Source organism: Brachybacterium sp. AOP25-B2-12, from assembly GCF_052378625.1.
Taxonomy (GTDB): Bacteria; Actinomycetota; Actinomycetes; order Actinomycetales; family Dermabacteraceae; genus Brachybacterium.
Genome location: NZ_JBQSXW010000001.1, coordinates 161,740 through 176,586, shown reverse-complemented (window position 1 = coordinate 176,586; position 14,847 = coordinate 161,740). Strand labels below are relative to the sequence as shown.

Here is a 14,847-nt window from a genome sequence, read left to right as displayed (position 1 = left end):
ACCCGGACCGGAAGGAATCGTCATGGCAGGCAGCGACCCCCTCGGCACGGCACCCGACGACCTCGACGACGACAGCGCGCTGATCGCGGAGATCGACGCCGAGCTGATGGCCGATGCCCGCGCGCGCCGCCGCGCCCCCGACCGGGTCGCCGGCGCGGTCCTCCTGTTCGGGGGCGTGGTCGGCTGGCTCGCGGCGCTCACGCTGCTCGTCGAGAAGCTGCACCTCCTGACGGATCCGAACGCGCGCCTGCTGTGCGACATCAACCCGTTCATCTCCTGCGGGAGCGTCATGCAGTCGTGGCAGGCCTCCGCGTTCGGCGTGCCCAACATGGCCATCGGCCTCGGAGGATTCGCGATCATGGCGGCCGCGGGCTCCCTCGTCCTGGCCCAGGCACCCCTGCCGCGCTGGTTCCGTGCCGCGGTGCTGGGCGGCATGACCTTCGCCTTCGCCTTCGTGCACTTCCTGGCGATCTCGGCGATCTTCGTGATCCACGCCCTGTGCCCGTGGTGCATCATCGTCTGGACCGTCACGGCCCCGATGTTCTTCGCGACCTCGGCTCACGCCGTCGAGGCCGGGACGATCCGGGTCCCGCAGGTGCTCGGTGACATCCTGCGGCGTTGGATCCTGCTGACTGCGGCCTGGTACGTCCTGGTGGTCGCGGTGATCATGGTCGCGTTCTGGCCCCAATGGGCGGCGATGGCGGGCATCTGATGTCCTTGGGGCACGGTACGATCCGGCATGGCCAGACGACCTGAGATCACCCTCGCGCAGCTGCGGTACTTCGTCCTGGCCGCCGAGAAGCTGAGCATGACCGAGGCCGCACGCGAGCTCTACGTGGCGCAGTCGGCGGTCTCCGCCGCGATCGCGCAGCTCGAGACCCAGATCGGCGTGCAGCTGTTCGTCCGGCACCGCTCCAAGGGTCTGGCCCTGGCACCGGCGGGGGTCCAGCTGCTCGGGGACGCCCGCGCCCTCCTCGTGGGCATCGACGGCGCGCTGGATGCCGCGCGCGGCGTCGACAACCAGGTCCGGGGCCCCGTCCGCATCGGCTGCTTCGTGACGCTCGCGCCCTTCCTGGTGCCGGCCCTGCTCGCGCGCGCCCAGGAGCGCCATCCGGGTCTGCAGATCCTGGTCGAGGAGGTCGATGCCGAACAGGCACGGGAAGCCCTGCGGTCCGGTCGGGTGGAGATGCACGTCGGCTACGACTTCGCCCTCGGCGGGGAGGTCGAGCGGGAGGTCGTCGCGGGGGTGCCCGCCCATGTCGTGCTCCCGGCGGGCCATCCCCTCGCCGATCACGGGACGATCCACCTGGCCGAGCTCGCCGACGAGGGCTTCATCCTCCTGGATCTCCCCTTCAGCCGGGACTACTTCCTGGGGATCCTCGCGCTCGGCGGGATCAGCCCGGAGATCCGGCATCGTTCGGGCACGTACGAGACGGTGCGCGCGCTGGTGGCCAACGGCCAGGGGTTCGCGCTGCTCAATCAGCGTCCCCGTCACGACCTCACGCACGACGGCCGCCGCGTCGTGACCGTCCCGATCGAGGACCCGGTGCCCGAGCTGGCCCTCGTGATCGCCTCCCTGAGCGCCGTCCGGCGCAGTGCACGGGCCCAGGCGGTGGCGTTCATGCTGGCCGAGATCGCCGATGAGATCTTCGTGGAGCACGGCTGACCTGCACGAACATCGCCGCATACTGATTTCAGATGCGAAAGAGCAGTCTTACCTGTTTGATTGGTGACCCCAGATGGGCGAACAATCTCCCCACACCGCACGTCCGCGGTGGCCGCGAGGAGAGGACGTCCATGTCGCACGACGAGACCGAGGTGCTGGTGGTCGGAGGAGGACAGTCCGGGATCGCGATGAGCGAGCACCTGGGACGGCTCGGGATCGATCATCTGGTCCTCGAACGGGATCGGGTCGCCGAGGCGTGGCGCACCGGTCGCTGGGACTCGCTGTGCGCCAACGGGCCCGCCTGGCACGATCGCTTCCCCGGCCTCGAGCTCGAGGGCGTGGACCCCGACGCCTTCGCGCCCAAGGAGCGCGTGGCCCGGTACTTCGCCGAGTACGCCGAGATGATCGGCGCCCCGCTGCGCACCGGCGTCCAGGTGCACGAGGTGCGCCGTGCCGAGGACGGCCACGGCTTCCTCGCCCGCACCTCCGAGGGCACCGTGCGCTCGCGGTACGTGGTCGCGGCCACCGGGCCGTTCCAGAAGGCCGCCGTGCCGCCGATCATCCCGGAGACCGCAGGGATCACCCAGCTGCACTCGAGCGCGTACCGTAGCCCGGAGCAGCTGCCCGAGGGCGGCGTGCTGGTCGTCGGCGCAGGATCCAGCGGCGTCCAGATCGCCGATGAGCTGCGACGCGCCGGACGGGACGTGCACCTCTCGGTGGGCGAGCACGACCGTCCGCCCCGCCGGTACCGCGGGCGCGACAACGTCTGGTGGCTCGGGGTGCTGGGGCTGTGGGACATGGCCACCCCCGGGCCCGGCAAGGAGCACACCACGATCGCCGTGACCGGCGCCCGCGGCGGGTACACGATCGACTTCCGCGACCTCGCCGCCTCCGGCGTGCGGCTCGTGGGACGCACCGACTCCTTCGCGGACGGCGTCCTCCGCTTCCGGGAGGACCTCGCCGGCAACCTCGCCGGTGGCGATGCCAACTTCCTGTCCGTCCTCGAGGCCGCGGACCGTTACGTCGAGCGCACCGGCCTGGACCTCCCGCCCGAGCCCGAGGCCCACCGCCTCGGCCCGCTGCCCCAGGACGCGCTGGACCCCGTGCTCGAGCTCGACCTCCGGGCCGCCGGGATCACCTCCGTCGTCTGGGCCACCGGCTTCGGCATCGACTACTCGTGGCTGCGGGTCGACACCTTCGACGACCGCGGTCGCCCCCTGCACGAGCGCGGCGTCTCCCGCGAGCCCGGGGTGTACTTCCTGGGACTGCCGTGGCTCTCGCGCCGCGGGTCCAGCTTCATCTGGGGCACGTGGCACGATGCCCGCAACCTCGCCGATCTCCTCGACATCCAGCGCGGCTACGCACGCTACGACGGCGACGCCCGCGTCGTCGCCACGCCCGCGGTCGCCCGCGTCTGACCACCCCTCCACCGCCGCACCGACCTCCACCCCGGAAGGAACCATGACCACGCACACCCGCATCCGCCCCTTCAACACGAAGGACACCTACCCCGAGCAGGACCTCGACAACGACCTCTGCCAGGCGGTCGTCGCCGACGGCGTCGTCTACGTGCGCGGCCAGATCGGGCAGGACCTGGACACGCGGGAGAACGTCGGGGTGGGCGACGTCGAGGTCCAGGCGGAGAAGGCCATGGCCAACATCGCGATGCTGCTCGAGGAGTCCGGCGGGACGATCGCGGACGTCGTCAAGGTGGTCGTCTACCTCACCGACATCCGCTTCCGGGAGCCCGTGTACCGGGTCATGGGGCGCTGGCTGCAGGGGGTGCACCCCGTCTCGACGGGTCTCGTCGTCTCCGCGCTCGCTCGCCCCGAGTGGCTCGTCGAGATCGACGCGACGGCCGTGCTCACCGCGCAGGAGCGGGCCGCGCTCAGCGAGGGGGATCCCGCATGACCTTCTCCCTCGTCGCCCGTGACCCCGCGACGGGGGCGCTGGGCATGGTCGTCTCCTCCTCCTCACCGGCGGTGGCGTCGCGGTGCGTGCACCTGCGCACGCGCGTCGGCGCCGTCGCCTCCCAGAACGTCACCAACCCCGCCCTGGGCACGGCCGTGCTGGACGCCCTGGCCGAAGGCGCCGGAGCCCGGGACGCCCTGGCCACGGCGCTCGCGCACGAGAGCTTCCCCGACGTCCGCCAGGTCACCGTGGTCGACGCCCATGGCGCGGTGGCCGTGCACTCGGGGGATCGGGCCCTGGGCATCCATATCCACAGCGAAGGGCCCGGGGCGGTGAGCGCCGGCAACATGCTCGCGACGCCCGAGGTGACCCTGCAGATGCTCGATGCCTTCTCCCGCAGCGGGGCCCCGACCTTCGAGGGGCGCCTGCTGGCCGCTCTGCAGGCGGCCCTGGCCGAGGGCGGGGAGGCGGGCCCCGTGCGGTCGGCGGGCCTCGCGGTCGTCGACGACGTGCCCTGGCACACCACGGACCTGCGGGTCGACGACCACGACGATCCGATCGGGGAGCTGGCACGGCTCGTGGAGCTGTGGCTGCCGCAGAAGGCGGACTACCGCATCCGGGCCCTGCGCCCGGATGCGGCCCCGTCGTACGGGGTGGCGGGGGACCGATGAGCAGCGCCGCCCCCGCCTCCGCCTCCGCCTCCGCCGCCACCGCGCCGGTGCCGCTCGCCGTCCCGGACGGCGTGCTGGATCGCCTGCGCGCGGCGCTCGAGGCCGAGGCGGGCACCCTCGTCGATCTCAGCCACGCCCTCCACGCGGACCCCGAGACGGCCTGGCACGAGCACCGCTCCGTGCGCCGGATCGGTCAGGTCCTCACGGCGGGCGGGTTCACCGTCGAGGCCGGCGTCGCGGAGCTGCCCACCGCGTTCACCGCACGCGCGGGACGGGATCGGGCCCGCACCCACATCGGCCTCGTCGCCGAGTACGACGCCCTGCCCGGGCTCGGGCACGCCTGCGGACACAACGTCATCGCCGCCGCCGCGGTCGGTGCCGCCCTCGCCCTGCGCGAGGTCCTCGATGAGCTGGACCTCCGCGTGACCGTCGTCGGCACCCCCGCCGAGGAGGGCGGCGGCGGCAAGCTGCCGCTGCTGGACGCGGGCGTCTTCGACGGCCTCGACGCGGCGATGATGATCCACCCGGGCCCCGAGGACCGCGCGTGGGCCGCACCGTTCGCCGTCGCGCACTTCGACGTGACATACGTGGGCCGTGCCTCCCACGCGGCGGCCTACCCGACGCTCGGCATCAACGCCGCGGACGCCTTCGTCATCGCGCAGACCGCGATCGGCCTGCTGCGCCAGCAGCTGCCCGAGGACACGCGGGTCCACGGGATCGTCACCGAGGCCGGCACCGCCCCCAACGCGATCCCGGGCCGCGCCACCGGGTCCTGGTACGTGCGCGCACGGAGCCTCGAGCAGCTCGAGGAGCTGTATGCCGCCGTATGCCGCTGCTTCGAGGCCGGAGCCCTCGCGACCGGCTGCGCCGTCGAGATCGAGGAGACCAGCGGCCGCTACGCCGACCTCGTCAACGACGAGGAGCTGCTGGCGACGTTCTGCGCCGCGACCGCGGGCACCGGGCGGGCCTTGGACCCTGCGGACCGTGCCCGCACCGGCATGAACACCGCCTCGACCGACATGGGCAACGTCTCCCACGTGGTGCGGGCCATCCACCCCTACCTCGGCATCGATTCGCTGCCGGCCGTCAACCATCAGGCCGAGTTCGCCGACGCCGCGGTCACCCCCGCCGCCGACCGCGCGATCCTCGACGGAGCGCTGGGCCTGGCCGGGACCGCCGCCGCCCTCGCCGCCTCCCGCCGTCGCCGGACCCTGTGACCTCTCCGGCACCATCCCGGCAGCACCCGACCCCACCGCAAGGAGCATGACAATGGTCCAGAGCACGACGCTCCTCGCCTCCCAGGAGACACAGCACCTCAAGAAGACGCTCGGCCGCTTCGACATCGTCTTCCTCGTCGTCTCCGCCGTCCTGTCCATCGAGACCCTCGCCCAGACGGCGAGCTTCGGCGCCGAGACGTTCACGTGGACGCTCGTCCTGGCCGTCTTCTTCCTCGTCCCCTACGCCCTCGTGTTCGCCGAGACCGGCAGCACCTTCATCGGGGAGGGCGGTGCGTACCTGTGGGTGCGCCGCGCCTTCGGGAGGCCGGTCGCCGCGATCGCCTCGATCCTCTCGTGGATCACCCAGCCGGTCTGGGTGGGCGGGACGATGGCCTTCCTCGCGGCGGAGACGTGGAACCATTTCATCTCCCCGCTCGCGACGGGGTCCGCGCTGGACTACCTGTTCAAGATCGTCTTCATCTGGATCACGGTGACCGCCGCGATCCTGTCGCTGGCCAAGGCGAAGTGGCTGCCCACCCTGGGCGGCGTGCTCAAGGTGATCTTCCTGCTGTTCTTCCTGGTCACCACGATCATCTATGCGGTCAAGCACGGCACCGAGACCATCGGCGCCGGGGACTTCGCCCCGACCTTGGGCGGGTTCCTGGGCCTCGTGCCGCTGCTGCTGTTCGCCTACCTCGGCTTCGAGGCCGCCAACTCCGCCTCCGGTGAGATGAAGAACCCCGCCCGTGACATCCCGACGTCGATCGCCCGCTCGGGGATCACCTCCGCGCTGTGCTACCTGCTCCCGATCCTCGCGATGCTCCTGGTCCTGCCCCAGGAGACCATCACCGGCGTCGGCGGTCTCATGGACGCCGTCCAGGCGGTGTTCGGCGTGTACGGCCCGGCGGCCGGCCCCATGACCTTCATCGCCGCGGTGCTGTTCGTCATCATCCTCGCCTCCCAGGGCGCGTCCTGGATGATCATGAGCGACCGGATGCAGGCCCTCGCCGCCGCCGACGGATCGTTCTTCGGCGGCTTCTTCGGGCGCTTCCACCGCCGGCTCGGGACGCCCGTCCGGGTCAACCTGCTCTCGGGCGTCGTCGCGACCGTCTTCCTCATCGCCGCCTCGACCCTGACCGGCGGCTCCGCCGGGGACGTGTTCGGCGTGGTCCTGAACATCTCGATCTCGACGTTCCTGCTGTCCTACCTGATCATCATCCCGGCGGCCGTGCGCCTGCGGCACCGTCACCCCGAGGAGCACCGCCCCTTCACGGTGCCCGGCGGCAACGGCGTGTTCACCGCGCTGGGTGTCGTGTGCTTCGCGTGGATCCTGCTGGGATCCTGGACCACGGTGCTCCCGGGGACGCTCGAGCGGCTGTTCGGCCTCGAGTACGACTTCGTGGACATCTGGGGAGTCGAGCAGGGACCGTTCCTGCTGCTGACCTGGGGCACGCTGGCCGTGCTCGCGGCGCTGGCCCTGGTGGGCTACGTGCGCGGCGCCACGGTCCGCGAGCACGTCGTGGACGCCGATGCGGCCACGCTCACGGGCGTCCCGGAGGACCTGCCGCCCGCGCCGCTGGGGCACTGATCGGCCGCGCCCGCCCGCATCGTGGTGCCGGTCCGGGCGGGCTCCGATCATGATCAGCTCCCGATCCCTCCACGGCCCCGGCTCCGTGCCATCCCGTCACAGGCCGGTCCGCATCGCCGGCCACGATCCGTCTCGCACCCACGATCCGTCTCGCACCCACGATCCGTCCCCCGACCCCGAGGAGACCCCGTCATGACCACCGACTGGCACACCCTGGCCACCGACCTCAGCCCGGACGGCCGCGCCGTGATCGGCGGCGCGCGTGTCGACGCCGCCGACGGTGCGACTTCCGGCGACGTCGACCCCGCCACCGGTGCGACGCTCGCACAGGTCGCGGCGCTGGGCCCTGCGGACGTCGACCGCGCGGTCGCCGGAGCCCGTGCGGCGTTCGCGGGAGGGGAGTGGTCCCGCGCGGGGGCCGAGGACCGCAAGGCCGTGCTGCTGCGGCTCGCGGACCTGATCGACGAGCACGGCGATGAGCTCGCGCTGCTGGACACCCTGGACATGGGCAAGCCCATCCGCGAGTCACGGGGCGTGGACGTGCCGGGCTCGGCCGCGACGTTCCGCTGGTACGCCGAGGCGATCGACAAGATCAGCGACGAGATCCCGGCGACCCCGCCCGGGTCGACGGCGCTGGTCACCCGTGAGGCGCTCGGGGTCGTCGCGGCGATCACCCCGTGGAACTACCCGCTCGAGATCGCGGCGTGGAAGCTCGCCCCGGCCCTGGCGCTCGGCAACTCCGTCGTGCACAAGCCCGCCTCGGTGTCCCCGCTGTCGGCGCTGCGCCTGGCCGACCTCGCCCTCGAGGCAGGGCTGCCGGCCGGGGTGCTCAACGTGCTCCCGGGCAGCGGACCGCGGGTCGGCGGCGCCCTGGCGCATCACCGGGACGTCGACGCCATCACCTTCACGGGCTCGACCGCCGTGGCCAGGACCCTGCTGGCTGCCTCGGGGGCCTCCACCATGAAGCGGCTGAGCCTCGAGGCCGGCGGCAAGAGCTCCAATCTCGTGTTCGCCGACGTCGACGACCTCGACGCGGCGGCCTCGGCCGCGGCCGACGGCGCGTTCTACAACCAGGGGGAGGTCTGCTCGGCCAACTCCCGCCTGCTCGTGCACGCCTCGATCCGCGAGGAGTTCCTGGCCGCCGTGGCCCGGCACGCGGAGGCCTACCGGCCCGGGGACCCCCTGGACGCGGCGGCCCGCTCCGGCTCGCTCGTCAGCGCCGCGCATGCCGACGCGGTCTGGGAGGCCATCGGCACCGCGCGCCGCGACGGGCACATCGTCGCCGGTGGTCAGCGGCTGACCCGCGGGGACTCCGAGGCCTTCATCGTGCCGACGATCGCCACGGACCTGCCCGCCGATCACTCGCTGCACGCGGAGGAGGTCTTCGGCCCGCTGCTGACCGTCGAGACCTTCGAGGACGAGGACGAGGCGATCGCCCGCGCCAACGCGACCGAGTACGGTCTCGCGGCCTCGGTGTGGACCGGCTCGCTGGCCCGCGCACACCGCGTGGCCGGGCGCCTCGTCGCCGGCACCGTCTCGGTCAACACGATGGACGCCCTGGGCCTGACCACGCCCTTCGGCGGCTTCAAGCAGTCCGGGTTCGGCCGCGACCTCTCGCTGCACGCCTTCGACGCCTACTCGGCGCTGAAGACCACCTGGATCCAATTCGGATGAGCACCACCGACGCCCGCGGCACGAGGAGAGCACGATGACCACCGACACGACGGCAGATGGCACAGCGCCGAGCCCCGGACCCGTTCCGGACGCCGACCGGGAGCACGGCACCTCGACCCCGCCGCATCCCGGCGCGCTCACCTTCCGGTACCTCGACGAGCCGGCGATGATCGCCGCCGGGGTCGAGGACATGGCCCGCTGCATCGACGTCATGGAGGAGACCTTCGCGCTCCTGGGCGCCGGCGACTACGTGATGACAGGCGCCAACGGCCACTCCCACGGCGCGGAGATCGACTTCCCCGACGAGCCCGCGGTGCCCGGCATGCCCACCAACGACGGCGACGACCGGCGCTTCCTGGCCATGCCCGCCTACCTGGGCGGCCGCTTCGGGACCACCGGCGTCAAGTGGTACGGCTCCAACGTCGCCAACCGCACCCAGGGCCTGCCGCGCTCGATCCACACCATCGTCATCTCGGACACCGACACCGGGGCGCCGCTGGCCTTCATGTCGGGCAACCTCGTCAGCTCGATGCGCACCGGAGCCGTCGCGGGGCTCGGGGCGCGCTACCTGGCCGCGGACGACGCGGAGGTCGTCGGGATCATCGGCCCCGGGGTCATGGCCCGCACGGCCCTGCGCGCCTTCTGCGCGGCGCGCCCCTCGCTGCGCACCGTGCGCGTCAAGGGGCGCGGCGCCGAGAGTCTGCAGGCCTTCTGCGCCTGGGCGCGGGAGACCTTCCCGCAGCTGACCGTCGAGCCGGTCGAGACCGCCGAGGAGGCGGTGCGCGGTGCCGACATCGTCACCTATACCAACACCGGCGGCACCGGGCGTGACACCTACCCGCTGCTGGAGCGGGCATGGGTCGAGCCCGGCGCCTTCGTCTCCCTGCCCTCGGCCACCGCCCTGGATGCCGGGATGGAGAACGCCGAGGTGCGCAAGGTCGTGGACTGCCGGGCGATGTACGAGGCCTGGCGCGACGAGGTGCCGCGCCCGTGGTTCGACCACCTGAACCTCATCGGCATGCGCTTCGAGGAGCTGGTGGACTCCGGGCACATCGCCGCCGAGGACCTCGTCGAGCTCGGGGACGTCGTCGCGGGCACCGCGCGCGCGCGCACGAGCCCGGACCAGATCGTGATCCTGTCGATCGGCGGGCTCGCCGTCGAGGACGTCGCCTGGGCCACCGACATCATGCGCCGCGCCGAGGAGCTGGGACTGGGGCAGGAGCTCGCGCTCTGGAACCGCCCCGCGATGGCATGATCGCCGATCCGTCGGCGACGCCCGCGAGCAGCGACGGGCCCCGGGGATGAGCGGCCGCAGCAGCGGCCGCCGGCCCGACGTCGTCGTCGTGGGCCTGGGGACGATGGGGTCGATGGCGGCCTGGCAGCTGGCCGAGCGCGGCGCCCGCGTGGTCGGGATCGAGCAGTACGGCCCCGTCCATGCCCACGGATCCTTCACGGGGGAGTCGCGCCTGTTCCGCGTCGCCGCGAAGGAGGGCCGGCGCTACGTACCGGCGCTCCAGGAGGCACGGCAGCTCTGGGAGCGACTGGGCCGGGAGACGGGACGCACGCTGCTGCTGCCCATCGGAGCCCTGAGCGTCGGACCCGGCGACAGCCCGGAGCTGCGCGAGACGCGCACGGCGATCGACGAGTTCGCACTGGCGCACCGGATGCTGGACGCCGCCGACCTGCGTCGGGAGTACCCCCAGTTCCGCATCGAGGACGACGACACCGGGATCCTCGATCCGTCCGGCGGCGGCCTGCGCCCCGAGCTCGCGGTGCTCTCGGCCCAGGAGCGGGCGCGTGAGCACGGAGCCGATCTCCGGTTCCGCACGCCCGTGCTGGACATCGAGGAGCGGAAGGACGGCGTGGTGGTGCACCTGCCCGACGGGCACCTCCATGCCGATGCCGTCGTCGTCGCGGCCGGGTCCTGGGCGAGCCGCGTGCGACCGGGGCTGGCGCCGCTGCTGCGGGTGCGCCCCCTGATCCTCACCTGGTTCCTGCCGCGGCACCTCTCGCTGTTCACCTCGGACCGCCTGCCCGTGTTCATGCGGGACCTCGGGGACGTCCACGCCTTCGGCGCGCCGAGCCTGGACGGCTGCGCGGTCAAGGTGTGCCCGGCCAGCCGCGTCGAGGAGCAGTACGCGGGCATCGAGGACGTGCCCGGGGTGATCGACGACGAGGAGCTGGGTGTGCTCGGTGCCCGCGCGCAGCTGCTGTTCCCGGACCTCCACCCCGAGCCCGTCCGCTGGAACGTGCACCACGACGCGTACACACCGGACCGGATCCCCATCATCGATCGCTCCGAGGACGGCCGCATCGTGACCCTCGCGGGCTTCTCCGGGCACGGCTTCAAGTTCGCGCCGGCCTTCGGGAAGGTGGCCGCGGAGATCGTGCTCGACGGTGGTTCGGACCTGTGGCGGGAGGAGTACGCGATCGGTGCGGTGCGGGAGCGCCTCGCGTTCTGATCGCCGTCGCCGGAGGGCAGCTCGGCGAGCCGGGGGAACCAGATCGTTCCCTCCCCAGGTCGAGGATGTCCCCGGCGAGGACTTCGGCGCCGCGCCCTGCCCAGGGCCGCTCCTAGCCTCGCGACATGGACTTCACGAGCGGGGACGCCAGGAGCGGGAACAGCACGGATGGTCACGGACCGTCCGGGCACGACATCGCCCCGGGACGGCACGCACGGCACAGAGCGTCGGAGTTCGCTGGGGCAGATGGCCTGTCCGACTCTGAGCCTCCCCGGGAGCGACTGCTCGACGGCGTGCCCGGCGCGCAGCGGGACCCCGGTGACGACCAGCCGCTCGTGACCGTCCTCGACCGGTCCCAGGAGCGTCGTCGTCGCCGCAGGTTCAGGTTTCCGACGGTCAGCCGGTCCGCAGCCCTGGGTGTGCTCGCGGTCGTCGTCGTCGGGGCGGGGGCGATCCATCTGTCGACCCGAGGAACGGCGATCGAGCTGGACCCCGCGGCCCCGCCGACCGTGGCGGCCCGGTCCTCCGGGCCGAGCGGAGCCGCGGGCGGCGCGACGACGGGCACGAGCCCGGATGCCGCAGCCGGCACCGCGGCGTCCGTCGAGGCGCCGTCCAGCGAGAGCGCTCCGGCCACCGCATCGGGATCCGAGGCCGGGTCGGAGCAGGGGAGCACCGCCACGGGGACCGTGGTCGTCCACGTCACCGGGGCGGTCCAGTCCCCGGGGATCGTGCGATTGCCCTCGGGCTCGCGCATCGACGATGCGGTCCGTGCGGCCGGGGGCGCGCGGCCCGATGCCGATCTCTCCGCCGTCAACCTCGCGCGGCCCCTCGCGGACGGCGAACAAGTGCACGTCCCGGTCCCCGGGGAGCCTCCGCCCACGGCGGCGGAGGCGGCGCCCCCCGCCGCGGGTTCGGCGGGACAGGCGGGACCCGGCGCGGAGGCACCTGCCGAGGGTGCCCTCGTGGATCTCAACACCGCGAGCGTCACGGAACTGGACGCCCTGCCGGGGGTGGGTCCGGCGATCGCCCAGCGGATCGTGGACCACCGCGACCTCAACGGGCCCTTCGCCAGCGTCGACGACCTCGAGCAGGTCTCGGGCATCGGCCCGGCGACGCTCGAGAGGATCAGACCGCGGGCGACCGTCTGACCGGCCTCGGACATGCCTGAATCCCCGCCGGCCTCACCCCTCGTCCCCGGCGCCGAACCCTCCCTGCTGGACCTGCGCCTCGTGCCGGCGTCCGTCACGCTCTGGGTGCTGGCCCTCGTCGGGATCGCGTCCGACCTGCATGCGACGGTGCTGCTCCTGGCCGGCCTCCTGGCGGCCGTCGTGCTGGTGCGGGTCCTGGTCGGCACGGCCCGCCGGGAGCGCCCGACCGCGGGACCCGTGGTGGGCCACGTGGCGCTCGTGCTGTGCGGAGCCGCGCTCCTGCTGCCCGGAGTGCACCGGCACGACGTCTCGCGGGACGCGATGGAGACCGCAGCACGCACGGGAGCGCGCGCCACCGTCGAGGTCGTGACCCTGTCCGATGCCCAGGCTCCCCAAGGGGCTCCCGCGTGGGCCCGCGATGACCTGACGGCGACGGCGCGCACCGTGCCCGGGATGATGGAAGTCGGGAGGGAGAGGATCCCGAGCCCGGCGTCGATCCGGGTGCTGCTGCGCGGCCCTGCGGGCACCGGAGGAGCGGCCCCGGGACAGGACCCGACCGCCGCGGGAGGGCTCGGTGGGGTCCGGGACGGCAGCAGGCTCCGGGTCACCGGGACCGTGCGGGTCGAGGGCACGCTGGTCCTCGTGCGCGTCGACCGCGTCGAGACGATCGCACCCGCGGCCGGTGTGCGCACGCTGCTGCGTGACACGGCGCGGGACGCGACGTCCCATCTGCCGCCCGACGAGGCGGCCCTCGTCCGCGGGATGACGACCGGGGACACGGCGGGCCTGTCGGGCACGGCCGAGGACCAGCTGCGACGCGCGGGCATCTCCCACCTCGTCGCGGTCTCCGGGGCGAACATCGCCCTCGTCCTGGCCGCGGTGCTGCTGCCGCTGCTGGTCCTCGGCGTCCCCCGGCGCCCCCGGCTGCTCGTGGCCGCAGCTGTCGCGGGCGGGTACGTGGCGCTCGTCGGCGAGGAGCCCAGCGTCCAGCGTGCCGCGATGATGGCCGCGCCGCTGCTGGCCGCGCGGTTCCTGGGCCGCCGGCCACGACCGGTGACGGCGCTCGCCGCAACGGTGGCGATCTGGGCGTGCGCCTCCCCGCAGACCGTCGCCTCCTTCGGGTTCGTGCTCTCGGCCCTGGCGACCGGGGCGATACTCGTCCTGGCACCGCGGGTCGCCGCGGTGCTCCGCGAGGTGTCCGGAGACCGGATCGGCACCGTCCCTGCCCTCGTCGTGGCGGTCCCCCTGGTCGCCCAGCTCGTGTGCACTCCGGTGCTCGTGCTCCTGGACCCCTCGATCTCCGCCTGGGCCGTCGCGGTCAACCTCGTGGTCGCACCCCTGGTCGCCCCGATCACCGTGGTCGGGCTCGTCGCGGTCGTGGTCGGTCCCGTCGTCCCGGCAGCGGCCCGGGCGCTCGACACCGCCGCCGGGGGCGGTGCCCACCTCGTCCTGCTCGTCGCGGGCACCGCGGACGCGCTGCCCGGATCCCGGATCGATGTGCCCGGCGGTGCGGTCGGCGGGCTCCTGGCGGCCGCGGTGGTCGTGCTCGTGGGCGTCGCGACCGTCCTGCGCCACCGTCGGATCGTGCGGTGGTCGGTGGCTCTCGTGCTCGTCGCGATGCTCGCACCGCCGATCGCCGCCCGCGTTCCCGGCGGCACGGACGCCGGGGAGTGGACCGTCGCGGCATGCGCCGTGGGTCAGGGGGACGCCTTCGTGCTGCGCGGAGCACCCCGCGGGCCGGACGGCACGCGCGACGTCGTCGTCCTCGACACCGGGCCGGATCCCGACGCGCTCACGAGCTGCCTGGACACCCTGCGCGTCGAGCACGTGTCGCTGCTGGTCCTGACACATCCGCACGCCGACCACATCGGCGGCGTCGACGCGCTGGTGGGGTCCCGGCGTCCCGTCGAGCAGTGGATCTGCCCGAGCGAGGGGGCCGCACGCGCCCGAGCGGTCCCCTCGGGTCCCGCACCCGTGCCCGTCGTGCGCGGGCACGCCATCGAGCTGTCCGGCCTGCGCCTGGACGTGCTCTGGCCGGAGTCGGCGGACGCGGCCGCTCGTGTCGCGGCCCTCGAGGACTCGGGGGACGAGGAGGCGGGCGCCAACGACTGCTCCGTGGTCGTCGCGGTGAGCTGGGACGACGGGACCCGTCTGGTGGCGCTCGGGGATCTCGAGCCCGCGGCGCAGCGTGCCCTCTCACGGCTCGACGTCGGGCACGCCGACATCGTCAAGGTCGCCCACCACGGCTCCCGGCGGCAGGACGCCGGGCTGTACGCGGGGATCCGGCCGCGCCTGGCCCTGATCGGCGTGGGTGCCCAGAACTCCTTCGGGCACCCGGCCCCTGCGGCGCTCGGGATCCTCGAGGGTCTCGATGCACGGGTGCTCCGCACGGACCGGGACGGCACGGTCGTGCTCACCCCCGCCCGCCCCGGTACGACGGGGGACGAGGCCCGGTCCGTCAGTGGTCCCCGATAGGATCGAGAACGCTCGCGAGCACCCGCCGGACGGCG

The 14,847-nt window shown here is 73.4% G+C and carries 12 protein-coding genes; all 12 read left to right on the top strand.

Features of this window, described 5'->3' with window-relative positions:
- Nucleotides 1-22: 22 nt before the first annotated feature.
- The 12 genes from ACT3TZ_RS00855 to ACT3TZ_RS00800 all read left to right on the top strand — a co-directional run bounded on the left by ACT3TZ_RS00855 (nt 23) and on the right by ACT3TZ_RS00800 (nt 14,812).
- Nucleotides 23-712 carry a vitamin K epoxide reductase family protein gene (locus ACT3TZ_RS00855; protein ID WP_444581496.1) on the top strand — a complete coding sequence of 230 codons (690 nt, stop codon included), beginning with the start codon at nt 23-25 and terminating at the stop codon, nt 710-712.
- A gap of 27 nt (nt 713-739) precedes the next feature.
- Complete coding sequence (locus ACT3TZ_RS00850; protein WP_444581495.1) at nt 740-1,666, top strand: LysR family transcriptional regulator; 927 nt, start codon at nt 740-742, stop codon at nt 1,664-1,666.
- A 131-nt stretch (nt 1,667-1,797) separates the two neighbouring features.
- Nucleotides 1,798-3,084 carry a flavin-containing monooxygenase gene (locus tag ACT3TZ_RS00845; RefSeq protein WP_444581494.1) on the top strand — a complete coding sequence of 429 codons (1,287 nt, stop codon included), beginning with the start codon at nt 1,798-1,800 and terminating at the stop codon, nt 3,082-3,084.
- A gap of 43 nt (nt 3,085-3,127) precedes the next feature.
- Nucleotides 3,128-3,577 carry a RidA family protein gene (locus tag ACT3TZ_RS00840; RefSeq protein WP_444581493.1) on the top strand — a complete coding sequence of 150 codons (450 nt, stop codon included), beginning with the start codon at nt 3,128-3,130 and terminating at the stop codon, nt 3,575-3,577.
- Nucleotides 3,574-4,248 carry a DUF1028 domain-containing protein gene (locus ACT3TZ_RS00835; protein ID WP_444581492.1) on the top strand — a complete coding sequence of 225 codons (675 nt, stop codon included), beginning with the start codon at nt 3,574-3,576 and terminating at the stop codon, nt 4,246-4,248. The genes ACT3TZ_RS00840 and ACT3TZ_RS00835 overlap by 4 nt, the downstream gene beginning before the upstream one ends.
- Nucleotides 4,245-5,465, top strand: coding sequence for an amidohydrolase (locus tag ACT3TZ_RS00830; RefSeq protein WP_444581491.1), 1,221 nt, complete (start codon nt 4,245-4,247; stop codon nt 5,463-5,465). Before ACT3TZ_RS00835 ends, ACT3TZ_RS00830 begins: the two co-directional genes overlap by 4 nt.
- Before the next feature lie 52 nt (nt 5,466-5,517).
- Entirely contained in the window at nt 5,518-7,053 is a 1,536-nt protein-coding gene (locus ACT3TZ_RS00825) for an APC family permease (RefSeq protein ID WP_444581490.1), read from the top strand.
- 192 nt (nt 7,054-7,245) lie between these two features.
- Nucleotides 7,246-8,727, top strand: coding sequence for an aldehyde dehydrogenase family protein (locus ACT3TZ_RS00820; RefSeq protein WP_444581489.1), 1,482 nt, complete (start codon nt 7,246-7,248; stop codon nt 8,725-8,727).
- Between the two features lie 34 nt (nt 8,728-8,761).
- Nucleotides 8,762-9,982: a tyramine oxidase subunit B gene (locus ACT3TZ_RS00815; protein ID WP_444581488.1), complete on the top strand. Its 1,221-nt coding sequence runs from the start codon at nt 8,762-8,764 to the stop codon at nt 9,980-9,982.
- A 46-nt stretch (nt 9,983-10,028) separates the two neighbouring features.
- On the top strand, nt 10,029-11,189 hold the full coding sequence (gene solA, locus ACT3TZ_RS00810; RefSeq protein ID WP_444581487.1) for an N-methyl-L-tryptophan oxidase: 1,161 nt from the start codon (nt 10,029-10,031) through the stop codon (nt 11,187-11,189).
- 293 nt (nt 11,190-11,482) lie between these two features.
- On the top strand, nt 11,483-12,337 hold the full coding sequence (locus tag ACT3TZ_RS00805; RefSeq protein ID WP_444581486.1) for a helix-hairpin-helix domain-containing protein: 855 nt from the start codon (nt 11,483-11,485) through the stop codon (nt 12,335-12,337).
- A 12-nt stretch (nt 12,338-12,349) separates the two neighbouring features.
- Nucleotides 12,350-14,812, top strand: a complete 2,463-nt coding sequence (locus ACT3TZ_RS00800; protein WP_444581485.1) for a ComEC/Rec2 family competence protein — start codon at nt 12,350-12,352, stop codon at nt 14,810-14,812.
- Nucleotides 14,813-14,847: the final 35 nt, after the last annotated feature.